At 58.7% G+C, this 14267-nt stretch carries 14 protein-coding genes; 10 read left to right on the top strand and 4 right to left on the bottom strand.

Annotation, left to right across the window (positions count from 1 at the left end; all coding sequences use genetic code 11):
* Nucleotides 1–57 precede the first annotated feature (57 nt).
* Nucleotides 58–1161 carry a UDP-N-acetylmuramoyl-tripeptide--D-alanyl-D-alanine ligase gene (locus PD282_RS26855; RefSeq protein ID WP_274654848.1) on the bottom strand — a complete coding sequence of 368 codons (1104 nt, stop codon included), beginning with the start codon at nucleotides 1159–1161 and terminating at the stop codon, nucleotides 58–60.
* A 195-nt stretch (nucleotides 1162–1356) separates the two neighbouring features.
* Between PD282_RS26855 and PD282_RS26850 the strand changes: the two genes are divergently transcribed.
* The gene (locus tag PD282_RS26850) at nucleotides 1357–2478 is read left to right on the top strand and encodes an aminotransferase class I/II-fold pyridoxal phosphate-dependent enzyme (RefSeq protein ID WP_274654846.1); all 1122 of its coding nucleotides are present in this window, start codon (nucleotides 1357–1359) and stop codon (nucleotides 2476–2478) included.
* A complete protein-coding gene (locus PD282_RS26845) occupies nucleotides 2475–3425 on the top strand; it encodes a 2-hydroxyacid dehydrogenase (protein ID WP_274654844.1) in 951 nt (316 codons plus the stop codon). Before PD282_RS26850 ends, PD282_RS26845 begins: the two co-directional genes overlap by 4 nt.
* A gap of 62 nt (nucleotides 3426–3487) precedes the next feature.
* On the opposite strand, the gene PD282_RS26840 is transcribed toward PD282_RS26845, so the two are convergent.
* From PD282_RS26840 to PD282_RS26830, 3 genes are all read right to left on the bottom strand, one after another.
* On the bottom strand, nucleotides 3488–4561 hold the full coding sequence (locus tag PD282_RS26840) for an LLM class flavin-dependent oxidoreductase (protein WP_274654842.1): 1074 nt from the start codon (nucleotides 4559–4561) through the stop codon (nucleotides 3488–3490).
* A gap of 242 nt (nucleotides 4562–4803) precedes the next feature.
* Complete coding sequence (locus PD282_RS26835) at nucleotides 4804–5271, bottom strand: heme-degrading domain-containing protein (protein WP_274654840.1); 468 nt, start codon at nucleotides 5269–5271, stop codon at nucleotides 4804–4806.
* Nucleotides 5272–5435: 164 nt separating this feature from the next.
* Entirely contained in the window at nucleotides 5436–6266 is an 831-nt protein-coding gene (locus PD282_RS26830) for an aldo/keto reductase (protein ID WP_274654838.1), read from the bottom strand.
* Between the two features lie 163 nt (nucleotides 6267–6429).
* Between PD282_RS26830 and PD282_RS26825 the strand changes: the two genes are divergently transcribed.
* The 8 genes from PD282_RS26825 (at nucleotide 6430) to PD282_RS26790 (ending at nucleotide 14173) form a co-directional block, all read left to right on the top strand.
* Entirely contained in the window at nucleotides 6430–7191 is a 762-nt protein-coding gene (locus tag PD282_RS26825) for an SDR family NAD(P)-dependent oxidoreductase (protein ID WP_274654836.1), read from the top strand.
* A gap of 377 nt (nucleotides 7192–7568) precedes the next feature.
* Complete coding sequence (locus tag PD282_RS26820) at nucleotides 7569–8702, top strand: PepSY-associated TM helix domain-containing protein (RefSeq protein ID WP_274654835.1); 1134 nt, start codon at nucleotides 7569–7571, stop codon at nucleotides 8700–8702.
* 282 nt (nucleotides 8703–8984) lie between these two features.
* The gene (locus PD282_RS26815; RefSeq protein WP_274654833.1) at nucleotides 8985–10001 is read left to right on the top strand and encodes an ABC transporter substrate-binding protein; all 1017 of its coding nucleotides are present in this window, start codon (nucleotides 8985–8987) and stop codon (nucleotides 9999–10001) included.
* 30 nt (nucleotides 10002–10031) lie between these two features.
* A complete protein-coding gene (locus PD282_RS26810) occupies nucleotides 10032–10829 on the top strand; it encodes an ABC transporter ATP-binding protein (RefSeq protein WP_274654831.1) in 798 nt (265 codons plus the stop codon).
* Nucleotides 10826–11794 carry an asparaginase gene (locus tag PD282_RS26805; protein ID WP_274654829.1) on the top strand — a complete coding sequence of 323 codons (969 nt, stop codon included), beginning with the start codon at nucleotides 10826–10828 and terminating at the stop codon, nucleotides 11792–11794. Before PD282_RS26810 ends, PD282_RS26805 begins: the two co-directional genes overlap by 4 nt.
* Nucleotides 11795–11817: 23 nt before the next feature.
* Nucleotides 11818–12627 (top strand): ABC transporter permease, encoded by an 810-nt coding sequence (locus PD282_RS26800; RefSeq protein ID WP_274654827.1) that lies wholly within the window; start codon nucleotides 11818–11820, stop codon nucleotides 12625–12627.
* Between the two features lie 32 nt (nucleotides 12628–12659).
* A complete protein-coding gene (locus PD282_RS26795) occupies nucleotides 12660–13430 on the top strand; it encodes a GntR family transcriptional regulator (RefSeq protein WP_274654825.1) in 771 nt (256 codons plus the stop codon).
* Complete coding sequence (locus tag PD282_RS26790) at nucleotides 13427–14173, top strand: sulfite exporter TauE/SafE family protein (RefSeq protein ID WP_274654823.1); 747 nt, start codon at nucleotides 13427–13429, stop codon at nucleotides 14171–14173. The genes PD282_RS26795 and PD282_RS26790 overlap by 4 nt, the downstream gene beginning before the upstream one ends.
* Nucleotides 14174–14267 lie beyond the last annotated feature (94 nt).

Genomic DNA, 14267 nt, shown 5'->3' with positions numbered 1-14267 from the left:
ACGCTTACGGACATATAGACTTTTGCGCAAACGTTCGACCGGAGGATGCGGCAGCCGTTATTTTATCTTGGCGGATAAACGCTTTTTCAGAAACGCGACGGTACGCTCGAGCTTTAAGAGGTGCGTTCCTTTCACCAGAATCGCCGCGCCCGGCTTGATATCGGCGATCAAGGCCCGATGCAGCCCTTCCCGGGTTTGAAACAGCCGGATCCGGCCGGCGGGCAATCCGGCCGCACGGGCTCCATGTACGATATAACGGGCATGCTTCCCGATTGCATACAGCCTCGAAACCTTCTTCCGTGCGGCGTACGCGCCGACATCCTTGTGACCTTTGGCCGAATAGCGGCCCAAATCCTTCATATGCCCGACAACCGCATAGGTCCGGCTGCGACCGGCCTGGGCGAGCACGTCCAGCGCCGCCTTGGTCGCCGTCGGGTTGGAGCTGAAGGTGTCGTCGATCAGCGTAATGGCGCGCGGCAGCTCCGTCCGGACCAGCCTTCGGTAGGGGACCGGATACCTCGCCAGCCCCTTTCGGATCTCGCCCGCTTTAAACCCGAGACGGTGCGTGACCGCGATCGCATTCAGCGCATTATAGACATTGTGCTCCCCGAGACAGGGGATCGCAAACGCCTCGTCTTTCCCGTCCAGCTTGACCCGAAAACGCACCCCCCGGCGGCCCGCCGTAATGCCGTGCGCCCGGTAATCGGCCCGGTTGCGGATGCCGACCTTGACGAGCCGGCCTTTAAAATTCCGGTACGCGAGCAGCCGGGAATTCCGGTCGTCCGCGTTCAACACAAGCAGCCCGCTTGGCTTCATGTACCGGATCAGCTCGGATTTCGCCTTCGCGATGCCCTCCACCCGGTTGCCCACGTTCCCGATATGCGCGGTTCCCACATTCGTAATGACGCCGATCGTAGGCTGAAGCGCCTTGCAATGCGCCCGGATTTGGCCGTTCCTCAGCATCCCGTATTCCAGCACCGCGGCGCGGTGATAGGGCTTGATCCGTTTGGCGCTGCGCGCCGTTGCGCGCGGCTGGTTCCAGTTCGATTGCGTTTTGACGATGCGCCACCGCACGCCCAGTACGGAAGCGATCATCTCTTTGGTCGTCGTTTTTCCCGCGCTTCCCGTGACGGCGATAATGGAGCGTTTACGGCTTGTCATGCGAACCCTCCTTTGATAGTTCCGGCTCTGTAAGGTAGTCTATGATAGGCTAACATGCACGGAATGGGCCAAAACCCAAATTCAAGAATATCCGGCCGTGTGAAGTGGCGCCAGGGACAGTTATCGTATAAGGTATGGTAGCTGTGCTTCAGCGGAAACACCATTATCTTATAAGACAGGCGGGGGAATTCGTCTATGCGGCTGCCCAATTTGACAAGATACGAATCGATCGGCATCAACCGTGTATTCAACATGGCCGACGGCCATGCGCACCAACCGCAAACCGCGACCCAGCGGAAAATCGTCAGCCGGCTGCCCGAATGGTTTTACGAAGCGGAAACCGCGCGGCAGTCCGACCTGGAGGAGGAGTTTCGCGCCCGCTACTACGCCTTGGCGGGGCAGCATTCGGCGGCTTCGCTGACGAGAACGCTGTTCTGTTATTCGGCTTCGTTATCGACGGACCTGATCGCAACCTATTTGGCTTCCCGTCAGCTTAGCGTCGCGCTGCTGCATCCCTGCTTCGATAATTTGGCAACCATTTTGCGCAGGAGGGATGTGCCGCTCGTTCCGCTGTCCGAGCCGGAGCTGGCGCCGGAGCGGCTGGACGATACGTTTGCGAAGCTGAATGCGGACGCCGTCTTTTTGACGCTGCCGAACAATCCGACGGGATTCGAACTGCCGCGCGAGGCGATTCACCAAGTGATCGAGCTGTGCGGACGTTACGGCAAAATGCTGATTGTGGACTGCACGTTCCGTTTCTTTTCCCGGAATCCTCACTGGGATCTGTACGAGGCGCTGGAACAATCGGGGATCAGCTACCTAATCGTGGAGGACACCGGCAAAACGTGGCCGACGCAGGATCTGAAATGCAGCATCTTGGCGGCGAGCGCGGATTTGTACGACGGCATTCTCGATTTGCACAACGATATTTTGCTGAACGTATCGCCGTTTATTTTGAAGCTCTTGATCGAGTATTTGAAGGATTCCGCGGATGCCGGGCTGGCTGCGGCCATCTGGGAGCCGATCGACCGGAACCGGCGGCGGCTGAGGGAAGCGATTCAGGGCTCGTGCTTAAGGGTGGAATATCCGGCCTCGACGATCAGCGTGGAGTGGCTGCGGATTTTGGACCCGGACCTGCGCAGCGTCGATTTGGTGGAGAAGCTGCTTGACCTCGGACTCGGGACGCTGCCCGGCGACCACTTCTATTGGGCTGATCATGTGGCGGGCGAGCGCTTCATTCGCATTGCGCTGTCCCGGGATGCCGAAACGTTCTGGAAGGCGTGTCCGATCTTGATGGATGGGCTTGCCATCCGATGAAAATCGTCTACGTGGATGAACCGACCTACTTGCCGGACTCGTTCGTAAGGCGGATGGAGGAGAGGGGGGAATTCGAGGTTTACTATGACCGGCCGGATGAGGAGACGGCGGTACGGCGGCTGTCCGGCGCGGATCTGGCGATTGTGGAATGGACGCCGATTACGGCCCGGATGCTGAAGCGCATCTCCAGGCTCCGGTATATTGCGCTGGTGATGACCGCGTATGATTTGGTCGATTGCGAAGCGGCGGGAGCCGCGGGCATACCGGTATCAAACTGCCCGGCGTATTCCGCGGAGTCAGTGGCGGAGCACGTATTTGCCTTGTTGCTGGCGGTCAATCGCCGGTTAGGGGAGGCGGACGCGGCGGTGAGACGCGGCGAAAGCCATCTGTATGGTCCTTTTCTGGGCTGTCAGCTGGCCGGGAAAACCTTCGGCGTCATCGGCACCGGCCGGATCGGTCAAGCGGCGGCCAAAATCGCGGCAGGCTTCGGCATGAAGGTCATCGGCACGAATCGTTCCGGCCGGTCGTTACCCGGCATCGAGCGGGTTGAGCTCCCGGCGTTGATGAAGGAAAGCGATATCGTAACCCTGCATGCGCCTTCGAACCGGGAGACCAAAGGCCTGCTCTCGAAGAAGCTGCTGGCGCTGATGAAACCGTCGGCGTTCTTCGTCAATACGTCCCGTGCCGGACTGGTCGATGAAAATGAACTGTATGCGCTTCTCCGGGACCGGCGTATTGCCGGAGCCGGCCTGGACGATGTGTCGACGGTACGGGATAACCCCTTGTACGCGCTGGACAACGTTGTTCTCACTCCCGGGACGGCATGGTATACGGATACGGCGCGGGACGCCAACCTGGAGGAGCTGATCGCCAATATCGACAGCTTTCTGAACGGGGCGGAACGCAACATCGTGAACCGGGAATTTTTGAACGCTTCCAAACCGTAAGGTTCAAACCGAGAAGGGGATGCCTAAAGTCGCTGTCACACGGCTTAACGCATCCCCTTCGTTTATTCCTTCGCTTCGGACCGGGCGATTTCCAGGCGCACGATCGGCGCGACCCGCGTGCCGAGCAGCTCGATAGCGCGCATGACGTCGCGGTGCGGCATCGTGCCGACGTTGACGTGGAGGAAGAAGCGGGTCACCCCCAAATGGCGGCGCAGGAGCAAAATTTTCTCGGCTACATATTCCGGGTCGCCGACATACAGCGCGCCCCGCAGGCTGCGGGCTTCGTCATAGGTCGCCCGAGTATAGGCCTGTCCCCAGCCCCGCTCGCGCCCGATGACGTTCATCTGCGCCTGCGTCGGCGCGAAAAAAAGCTCGGCGGCCTGCTCGGTCGTATCCCCGACGAAACCGTGCGAATGCGTCGCGATTTGCAGCTTGGCGGGATCGTGCCCGGCCTGCTGCGCCGCCTTCTTGTACAAGGCGACGAGCGGGGCGAACCGCTCCGGCATGCCGCCGATGATGGCAAACGCCACCGGCAGGCCCAGCATGCCCGCCCGGATGGCGGATTCCGGGCTCCCGCCGGTTGCGATCCAGACCGGAAGGGGCTGCTGCACGGAGCGGGGATACACGCCGAGCTCCGGAATGGCGGGGCGATGACCGCCGCGCCACGTCACCTTCTCCGAAGCCCGGATTTTCAGCAGCAGCTCGAGCTTCTCCTCGAACAGTTCATCATAGTCGTCCAGGCTGTAGCCGAACAGCGGGAAAGACTCGATGAACGATCCCCGGCCGGCCATGATTTCGGCCCGCCCGTTCGAGATGCTGTCCAGGGTCGCGAACGCCTGATAGACGCGTACCGGATCGTCCGAAGAAAGCACGGTCACGGCGCTCGTCAGCCGGATCCGTTTCGTCATGGCTGCTGCAGCCGCGAGCACGACGGCGGGCGCAGAGCCTGCATAATCGGGCCGGTGATGCTCGCCGATCCCGTAAACGTCGAGGCCAACCTGGTCGGCGAGCGCGATTTCCTCGACCGCCTCGCGCAGCCGTTCGGCCTGGCTGATCACCTTTCCCGTTACCGGGTCCGGCGTCGTCTCCAAAAAGGTGCTGATTCCGATTTCCATTGTTGCTGCCGTGTCGGTCATGCTGCCTCCTCCTCTTCAATAGCACCAGTTTACTGAAATGTCGAACGTTTCTCAAATCGGGCGAGGCAGGCGCGTTTTGGAGAAACGGCCCGGGGCAAAAACGAAGAACCTTTCCCGGCCGCTTGGAAAAGGTTCTTCTGTCATCTGCACGAAAGGTTAACTTTTCGCTATTGTTCCTCTGCCAAAAAGCGGCGTCAGCCTGTCCTTCTTGATAAAGGCACTTTCGGCGCTTCCCTGCGGCACTACCCGTTCAAAATCTCGCGCAGCGCGCCGACGATAATGGCGTGGTCCTCCTCGCCGGGCAGGCCGGAGACGGAGATGGTGCCGACGATGCCTTCGTTCTTCAGGATGAGGGGAAAAGCGCCGCCCTCGGCCGCGTAATCCTTGGGATCGAGATTATGCGCTTCGACATTCGAGCCGGTCGATTTCAGCAGTACGTGCATGTAATAAGAGCTGTGCTTAAAGTGGCCGACCGTATTGTTTTTTCGCGCGATCCAGGAGTCGTTGTTGTCCGTTGTGCCGTTCATTCTCGCATAAAACAGCAGCTCGCCGTTCATCCGGATATTGACCGCGACGGACTTATCTTCCCGGAATGCCTTCTCCACAATGGCGGTCCCGACCTTGTAGGCGGTATTATTCGTAAATTCCGAAAACTGTAAATCGTTCTCCTGCTGCAGCAGGGTCTCGAGTAAAGCGCTCGTTTGTTCCAATCGAAGCACGCCCTTTGTTCCAGAATGGATTCCCAGACAAAATTATACCTGCTGCCCGGTTTAAAATACAGAGAAATCGGGGGAAACGGGGCGGCGGCAGCAAAAAAAGGCAATCCGGTTCTCGCAATGAGTCCGAATTGCCTTTTCTCACGTTCCCTGTCCGCTTAGAACAGGAGCTGATCCGGGTCGGGGCCGAACCGGCGGTTCTGATTCAAGCCGTCGAGCGCTTTCATATCTTCGTCCGAGAGGGTAAAATCGAATACGCCGGCATTCTCCTGAATGCGCGCCTGACGCACCGATTTCGGAATCGTCACGATCTCGTGCTGCAGATCCCAGCGGAGAATGATTTGGGCCGGCGTCTTCCCGTATTTCGCGGCCAGATCGGCGATGAGCGGCTGATCCAGCTTTCCCTGCATGAGCGGGCTCCACGCTTCCAGCTGGATGCCGTTCTGCCGGCAGTACTGCAGCAGCTCCTGCTGGTTCAGCAGCGGATGAAACTCCACCTGATTGACGGCGGGAATCGTATCGCTGCCCTGCCGGAGGCTTTCCAGATGGTGAACCTTGAAATTGCTGACGCCAATGGCGCGAATATAGCCGTCTTTATGCAGCTTTTCGAACGCTTTCCAGGTTTCCTTGTATTTGTCCTTGCCGGGCCAATGGATCAGGTACAGGTCGACATAATCGAGGCCCAGCTTGCGCCGGCTTTCTTCGAACGCGCGGAGCGTGGATTCGTACCCTTGGTCGTGGTTCGCCAGCTTCGTGGTGACGAACAGCTCCTCGCGCTGAATGCCGCTCTGCTTGATCGCGGTTCCGACGCCGGCTTCGTTCCGGTATCCCGCCGCGGTATCGATCGAACGGTAGCCGGCCTCCAGCGCATGCTGCACGGAGCGAATGACTTCCTCGCCTTCTTCAACCTGCCATACGCCAAGCCCAAGCCAGGGCATACGCACGCCGTTGTTCAATACCGTACAATCGGTGATTCGCTCAATGGTCATCGATCGTTCCTCCCTCGTCCCAATTTTTTCTTCTCCATCATTCTAGTTCAAACGGGGAATCTGCGCAATCGAGGAGGAGGTGCGGCCGCCTCTCTTGAATGTAGAAGGAGAATCGCTGCGTGACCGTCTCGTCTCAAATTTTCTTGTTTAAAGGAGTGCGAACATGTATCCAAGCTTTGATTTAACCGGAAAAATCGCCGTCGTGACCGGGGCCAGCATGGGCATCGGTTACGGACTGGCCAAGGCGCTCGCGCATGCGGGCGCAACCGTCGTGACGGCGGCTCGCAGTCTGGCCCCGCTTGAGGAGCTGTGCGAAGAAATTCGCGCGGAAGGCGGCAGGGCATACGCCGTCCGGCTTGACGTATCCGACGTGCCGCAGATTAAAGCGGTCATGAACCAAATCGCGCAGGACCACGGCCGCATCGATATTCTCGTCAACAACGCGGGTCTCGGGGCCAATCATCCCGCAACGGAAGTAACGGAAGCGGACTGGGATACGATGATGAACGTCAACCTGAAGGGGCTGTTCTTCTGCTGCCAGGCCGCAGGCTTGATTATGCTCGATCAGGGATACGGCCGGATTATCAATATGAGCTCGCAGGCAAGTGTCGTCGGCATCCGCGACCACGCCGTATACTGCGCGTCGAAAGGCGGCGTCAACCAGCTGACGCGGGTCTTGGCGCTCGAATGGTCGGCGCGCGGCGTCAACGTCAATGCCGTCGGACCGACATTCACGTATACGCCGGGGACGGCCGAGCGGCTGGACGACCCGCAGTATTTGCAGGGCGTGCTCGACCGGATCCCGGCGGCCAAAGTCGCCGGAATTGAGGATGTTGCGGGAGCCGTCATTTATTTGGCGTCCCCGGCGGGGGGCATGGTGACGGGCACGGTGCTGCTGGTCGATGGCGGCTGGACGGCTCAGTAGCGGCACCGGCGGCGCCGGTGTACGCTCCGCGATTTCTGGCGGAGCAAGCGCCGGATATTTTCGAACGCTGCGGAGATTTCCGGTGCGGTCAGTATGAAGCAGCGTCTATAAGGCAGGGCCGGAGCCAGGGGCGAATTACCCTAGGGAGCCGGCCCATTTTCACTTTAAGTTGGTACGATTCGTATTAAACGGCATTGGTACGAAGAATCAGATCGTTCGGAGCAGAACGATGCTCATGTCTCCCACGGAACTACAGCTTGTAAAAATAGGTTGACAGCCCAACTGATAATGATTATCATTGTAATCGCGGCAATAATTGAGAATGAGTATCAATATCATGTAGTGCCGCATGATCAAGCTGTCGGGGGAGTTCGTGCATGCGCAAAATCATATTAACGATTCACTTGTTTCTCAGTTTGACGCTGGGGCTGTTTATAGTCGTCACTTGTACGACGGGGAGCCTGGTACTGATTGAGCCCGATGTGGAGAAATTGCTGTATCCGATCGGGCAGAAGCCGTCGCCGGGCGACGTAGGGCCGGCTGCGATTCAGCAGCGGGCCGATGCGCTTCATCCGGATTTTAAGACAAGCCTGATCGAGTGGCCCGATAGGGACGGGTTCTACCATGTTCATCTTGAAAAAGACGGCAAGGACGAACGGGTCGTATACGCCGATCCCGGAACGGGAGCCGTATTCGGGCAGGTGGCGGAGGATCGCCGCGAGCCGTTCGCCACGATTTATAATTTGCACCGCTATTTTCTGCTGACGACCGTCATCGGCAAGCAAAACGCCGCCTCCTTCGTCGGCTTGCTCGGCGGCGGCCTGCTGCTCATCCTGGCGACCGGCATCTATTTATGGTGGCCCGGCATCAAGAAAATGGCGCTTGGCTTCCGCATCGTGCGAAGCCGCGGCCGTCTGATGCATAATATGAGCCTGCATAAAACGATCGGGATCATTTCGATTCCGGTGCTGCTGCTCGCCTCGCTGACCGGCTTGCTGAATGCGTTCGAGAAATCGATCCCGGGATGGGTCGGCTTCAATGCCCGGGAGGAAATCCCCAAATCGGCCATGCAATCTGCCCGGGCGGATACGGTCCTGCCCGTTGACCGGATCGTCGATATCGTCCGCAAATCGCATCCGGACAGCCGGCCGATCCGGATCCAACTGCCGCAGAAACCGGGCGACACGTATCAGGTCGGGCTGCGGGAAGGCTTCGGCACCTCGGACCGCATCAACAGCACGATCTATCTGGACGCTTCGAACGGCGAAGTGCGGTATAAGACGAATCCGAATTTGGCGATCAATTTGTACAACACATGGAGAAAGGATCTTCATTTTGCCGTCTGGGGCGGCTTGACGGTGCAGCTGATCACGTTCGCATTCGGCATGATGCCGCTCGTGCTGATGGTGACCGGCCTTGTGATCTGGCGGCTGAAGGCGAGGGCGCGCAAACGGAGCGGCAAGCAGCAGCGGAGCCAGCAGCTGCAGCGGCAGGAATCGTCGGCGATTTAAAGCGCCGGTTCAAATAGAAAACGATGTAAACGAAGGATCCGCTGCGGCGGATCCTTTTTTGGTTCTCCAACGAACGAGCTGCAAAGCTGTAAAGCTAGTAAAAGCATTTCAACAACATGAGAAGCCAGCCCGTCATGGGGAAAGAAAGAAGCTGTCGGATGATATCCGCTTCCACGTACCTTCCGCCGAATCCGATATGGTTTGTTAGAAAACATAACATATAATCGTTGACAGGATGTCATTACAACCGTATAATTTGAGCAAAAGGAGAGTGGGCCATCGATGAAAAGACAGCTATGGATCGGAATTATCGTTTTAACGCTTGTGTTAACCGCATGCGGCAAGAAAGAAACAACGGGGGATGTCACGAATTCTGACACAAAAAATACAGCCGCGAGCGGCCCTAAAGCGCCGAAGGTCATCAAGTTCGGCGTGCAGCCTTCCCTGCAGCCGCCGTATATCGCCGAGAAAGAGGGATTCTTCAAGGAAATCGAAACGAAATACAAGACGAAGATCGAATTCGTCAAATTCGATTCCGGCGGACCGGAGAACAGCGCCCTGGCGGCGGGCGAGCTGAGCTGGGCGCAATACGGCATGGCGCCGGCCATCGTGGGCATGGATAAAGCGGACAGCCTGCTGACCGCGATCGATATTTTGGAGCAAACCGCCGTTATCGCCGGTCCTTCCGTTACGTCCCTGGCCGATTTGAAGGGCAAGACTGTCGGGTTCCCGGGGAAAGGCTCCCAGCAGTACCCGCTCATGCTCAAGGCGCTTGAGAAAGCGGGCATGAAGGAGGACGACATCAATCTCATCTCGATGGATGCGTCCAACATGGCAACCGCGCTTGCAAACAAAGAAATTTCGGCGTTCATCGCCTGGGATCCCCATACGACAAAAGCGGTGCAGAGCGGAGCCGGAAAAATTTTGGTCCGCGCAGAGCAAATCATGCCGCTCAAAGAGGGGCACTACCTCGGCGAAGGCGTCGTGGTCAAACGGGATTTCGCCAAGCAGTATCCGGAGCTGACGCAGGATATCGTGAAAGCGATCGAGAAAGCCAACGGCTATATCGTGGCGCATCCGGATGAGCTTCCGGCTTTATGGAGCGATGCGATCGGGCTGGACCCGAACATCATCAAATTTTCGCTCGATAACAAGATGTCGATTTTCGTGGAGGATATCAAACCCGATGCCCAGGCGCTGAAGCCTTATATCGAAATGCTGAACCAATACGGGGTCACCCAAATCGCCGACGTCGACAAGTTCCTGGGGGAACATATTTTAACGGCGGACGCAGGCTGACCGTGGACAAGACAGGAGGATGAACGAGAGATGGAACAACCCGTAATCGAGGTGAACCGCGCCAATGTGACGTTTCCGACCAACAACGGCCCGTTCACGGCGCTATCCGACGTTTCCCTGCAAATCCAAAAAGGCGAATTCGTCTGCCTGCTCGGCCCGTCCGGCTGCGGAAAAAGCACGCTGCTGTTCAGCGTCGGCAAGCAGCAGAAGCTGACCTCCGGCGAAATCCGCTTCGGCGGGCAGCCGCTCCATGAAGTGGGCGCGTTCCACGAGAAGGTGAGCATCGTTTTTCAGGAGCATGCCCTGTTCCCGTGGCTGACGGTTCAGGATAATATTCAGTTTCCGCTGAAGGTGAAAAAGCTGCCGGATAAGCTCGCGAAGGAAACGGCCGAGCATTACATGCAGATGGTCGGGCTGTCCGCCTTCCGGGACCGCAAGCCAAGCCAGCTGTCCGGGGGGATGAAGCAGCGCGTGGGCATCGCCCGTGCGCTCGCGATGGAGACCGAGGTCATCCTGATGGACGAACCGTTCGGCGCATTGGACGCGCAGACGCGCTCCGCGCTGCAGGAGGAGCTCATCGCGATCTGGCAGAAGGAGCGGCGGACGATTCTGTTCGTGACCCATGGAATTGACGAAGCGGTGTTTTTGGCCGACCGCATTGTCGTCATGAAAGCCAACCCGGGCAAAATCAAGGAAATCGTACCCGTCGAGCTGCCGAGACCCCGGGATACCACCTCGACCGAATTCGTCGAGTACGAACGGCGGATCAAGTCGCTTCTTCATTATGAAATCATGAGTGCGCAGCGAGCCGGGGAACGGCCGGCATGAGCAGGGTAGCGCTCATCGCGACAGGCGGAACGATCTCGATGGATCTCGATCCGGTCACGGGCAAGGCGGTGCCTTCGCTGGACGGAAAGCAGCTGCTCGCCACGATTCCGAAGCGTTTGCTGCCGTGCGAGGTCGACGTGATCGATTATGGGCGGATCGGCGGCGCGCAGCTCACCCCGAATCATTTTCGCGAGATTGCCAAAAGGATTGAATCGCTGGAAGCGGTCGGGAGCTACGACGGCTACGTCGTCGTGCAGGGAACGGACGTCATGGAGGAGACGGCTTATTTGCTGGACCTGCTGCTCGATCTGCAGGCGCCCGTCGCGGTCACGGGGGCGATGCGCCATGCGGGAGAGGCCGGTCCCGACGGGGCGGCGAACCTGCTTCAGGCGATCGTCGTCGCCGGCAGCCGGGCGGCCAGGGGCAAAGGCGTGCTCGTCGTGTTAGCGAACGAGATCTATGCCGCCATGGATGCCGTCAAGACGCACAGCTTCCATGTCAAAGCGTTCGACGCTCCCGGCAAAGGACCGATCGGCGCAATCCTGAACGACCGCGTCGTGTTTTTTTACCAGCCTTTGCTGCGGCGGCACTGCAAACCGGACCATTTGGACGCACGGGTGTTTATCGTGAAATGCGGCATCGGCGAGAACCTGGATGACCTGCCGCTCGCGAAATACGACGGCTTCGTCATCGAGGGAACGGGCGTCGGCAACGGGCAGGTATGGATGGAGGAATGGATCGCTCGGCAGCACGCGGCGGGCAAGCCCGTCGTGATCACATCGAGGTGTCAGGGCGGCTGGGTCGATTCGGTATACGGCTATCCCGGATCGGTGTCGAAGCTGGCAGCGGCCGGGGCAATTCTCGGTCATGGCTTGAACGCGGTGAAGGCCAGGATCCAATTGATCGCCATTTTGGGGGAAACCCGGGATTTGAAGCGCATTGAACAATTTTTCGAATGGATGTAATGTGAAAGGTGGGAGCGGGACTTATGGAAAATACGAATGCAACCGGCGTCGAAGAAATGCCGGTTGTGTGGGAACGCCGGAAATGGCTGCCGTTTCTCCGCGGGTTCAAGAAAGCGGGGGGACTGGCCGTAACGGTCGCCGTCATTCTCGGCGTCTGGCAGCTGGCGTCGATGATGTCGAATAACGCGACCCTGCTGCCGGGGCCGGCCGTCGTCGGCAAGACGCTGGCGGATTTGTTTCATAAAGGACTTCTGATCGAGCATACGGCGGCGAGTCTGGGACGCATTCTGACCGCCTGGATTCTCTCGGCGATCATCGCCGTCCCGCTCGGCGTCCTCATGGGCAGAGTCGCCTGGCTGGAGAAGCTGATCCGGCCTTTTATCGAAATCATCCGGCCGATTTCCCCGCTGGCCTGGATACCGCTCGCGATTTTGTGGTTCGGTATCGGGCTGTCGGGCAAGCTGTTCGTCATTATGATCGCCAGTATTTTTCCGATTCTGCTCAACACGATTTCCGGCGTTCAGGAAGTGAACCCGACGCTGCTGCGGGCGGCGAAATCGTTCGGCTGCTCGCCGCTGCAGATGACGTTCAAGGTATGCATTCCGGCCGCGCTGCCGACGATCGCAACCGGCCTCCGTATTTCCTTCGGTAGCGCCTGGATGGCCATTATCGCGGCGGAAATGGTCGCTTCGAAATCGGGTCTCGGCTATATGATTATCGACGGTATGGAAATTTTGCGGTCGGACATTGTCATTGCCGGCATGGTCGTCATCGGCGTGCTCGGTTATCTGTTTGATATTATGTTCCGGATGGTGGAACGAAAAATGATGTAGCGTCCGCCGCCGTCCGCGAATGGAGGGAGCCTATGGAACTTAAAAACGGTCCGACGCCGTTATATATTCAGCTGAAGGAAATCATTCAGGAGCGGATCGACAACAACATCTATCAGGTGGGCCAGCAGATCCCGCCCGAGCTCCAGTTCGTCCAGGAGTTCGGCATCAGCCGGCCCACCGTCAGGCAGGCGCTGTCCGAGCTGATGCAGGAAGGGCGGCTGACGGTCAAACGGGGAATCGGCACCTTCGTGACCGCCAAGCCGATGAATACGAATGCGAACCGGTTTATTACGTTCGCGGAGCAGATGAAAATGTCCGGCATGAAGGAACGGGCCGTGCTGATGCGGAAAGGCACGATGCCGGCGACCCGGAAGCTGAGCGCGGAGCTTGGCATCGAGCCGGATGCCGAGGTGTACGAAATCATCCGCGTCCGGTACGGCGACGAGGAGCCGCTTGCGATTCGCTGCTCCTATATCGCGGTCAGCCTGCATCCGAACCTGCTTGACCGCGACCTGGAGCAGACGCCGCTGTTCGAAACGCTGTCCCGCGACTGCGGCATTGTCGCGACGCGGGCCAGGCAAACCTACCAGGCCGTGCCGGCGACGGAACTGGAAGCGAAGTGGCTGACCGTGCCGGAAGGCTCTCCCCTGATGATGAGCACCGGCGTCATTTACAGCGACCGGGGGCTGCCGATCGAAAGCGTGAAGGTGCTGTACAAAGGGAACCGCTACCAGTTCACGGTCGATCAGGCGGGCGACGGCGGATCGCATGTCCTGAACAACGAATGGATCGGGATGGCATGACACTACCGATCCCGTTATTTTTCGGCCTGCTGGGCGGCTCGGCCCTGCTGGCCGGCCTGCTCAAAAACGGCTTCGGCGTCGGCGCCGGAGCCTTCATCACCCCGATCCTGTCGCTCTTCATGCCGCCGGCCGCCGCTGTCGCAATGATGACTCCGATCCTGCTTATTACCGACGTGGACGGCATACGGCTGTATTGGAAGAAGTGGGACTCGGCGTTATCGCTCCGGCTGCTGCCTTCCGCGGCTGTCGGCACGGTCGCCGGTCTCCTGTGGTCGCACGCGATTTCACCGGACCTGCTGAAGCGAACGATCGGCCTGCTGACGATCCTGTTCTCGTTATACGTCATTTTTCTGAAAAATAGGGAGGCGAATTCCCGCCTAGACGTGTGGGACGCGCTGCCCGTCCAAATCGGCTGGGGGCTGGCCGCCGGCCTGATCGGCGCGCTGATCAACGCCGCGGGTATCGTGCTGACGATCTATTTCATCCTGATCAAGCTGCCGAAAGTGAAATATATCGGCACGCTGATGCTGCTCTTGACGGTGATGGACGCCATTAAAATCGTCTATTTCGCCCTGGTGGGCTCGATCGGGGGCAGCGGCTGGCTTAACGTCGTTTATGTGCTGCCGCTCGTCCTGCTGGGCGGTTATATCGGGCATAAGATCAACCTGAGGGTATCCCCTCAAAAATTCGAATCGATTTTGTTCAGCCTGATTTTCGTATCGGGCGTCGCCTTATTGCTGTAATCTCCTTTGAGCGTATAGCCTTCACGTAAATATGGACAGCCTAACATTGGCCGCCCGCCTTCGAAGCGGGCGGCCAGGCGCGTTTTCTGGCGAA

This window comes from Paenibacillus humicola (assembly GCF_028826105.1).
GTDB lineage: Bacteria > Bacillota > Bacilli > Paenibacillales > Paenibacillaceae > Paenibacillus_Z > Paenibacillus_Z humicola.
The sequence above is the reverse complement of the archived record's forward strand: the minus strand, read 5'-3'. Positions and strand labels throughout refer to the sequence as shown.

Excerpts from the sequence above, each read along its gene's own strand:
- PD282_RS26855 (WP_274654848.1), bottom strand. The coding sequence starts at position 1,161 with ATGACAAGCCGTAAACGCTCCATTATCGCCGTCACGGGAAGCGCGGGA.
- PD282_RS26850 (WP_274654846.1), top strand. The coding sequence starts at position 1,357 with ATGCGGCTGCCCAATTTGACAAGATACGAATCGATCGGCATCAACCGT.
- PD282_RS26845 (WP_274654844.1), top strand. The coding sequence starts at position 2,475 with ATGAAAATCGTCTACGTGGATGAACCGACCTACTTGCCGGACTCGTTC.
- PD282_RS26840 (WP_274654842.1), bottom strand. The coding sequence starts at position 4,561 with ATGACCGACACGGCAGCAACAATGGAAATCGGAATCAGCACCTTTTTG.
- PD282_RS26830 (WP_274654838.1), bottom strand. The coding sequence starts at position 6,266 with ATGACCATTGAGCGAATCACCGATTGTACGGTATTGAACAACGGCGTG.
- PD282_RS26825 (WP_274654836.1), top strand. The coding sequence starts at position 6,430 with ATGTATCCAAGCTTTGATTTAACCGGAAAAATCGCCGTCGTGACCGGG.
- PD282_RS26820 (WP_274654835.1), top strand. The coding sequence starts at position 7,569 with ATGCGCAAAATCATATTAACGATTCACTTGTTTCTCAGTTTGACGCTG.
- PD282_RS26815 (WP_274654833.1), top strand. The coding sequence starts at position 8,985 with ATGAAAAGACAGCTATGGATCGGAATTATCGTTTTAACGCTTGTGTTA.
- PD282_RS26810 (WP_274654831.1), top strand. The coding sequence starts at position 10,032 with ATGGAACAACCCGTAATCGAGGTGAACCGCGCCAATGTGACGTTTCCG.
- PD282_RS26805 (WP_274654829.1), top strand. The coding sequence starts at position 10,826 with ATGAGCAGGGTAGCGCTCATCGCGACAGGCGGAACGATCTCGATGGAT.
- PD282_RS26800 (WP_274654827.1), top strand. The coding sequence starts at position 11,818 with ATGGAAAATACGAATGCAACCGGCGTCGAAGAAATGCCGGTTGTGTGG.
- PD282_RS26795 (WP_274654825.1), top strand. The coding sequence starts at position 12,660 with ATGGAACTTAAAAACGGTCCGACGCCGTTATATATTCAGCTGAAGGAA.
- PD282_RS26790 (WP_274654823.1), top strand. The coding sequence starts at position 13,427 with ATGACACTACCGATCCCGTTATTTTTCGGCCTGCTGGGCGGCTCGGCC.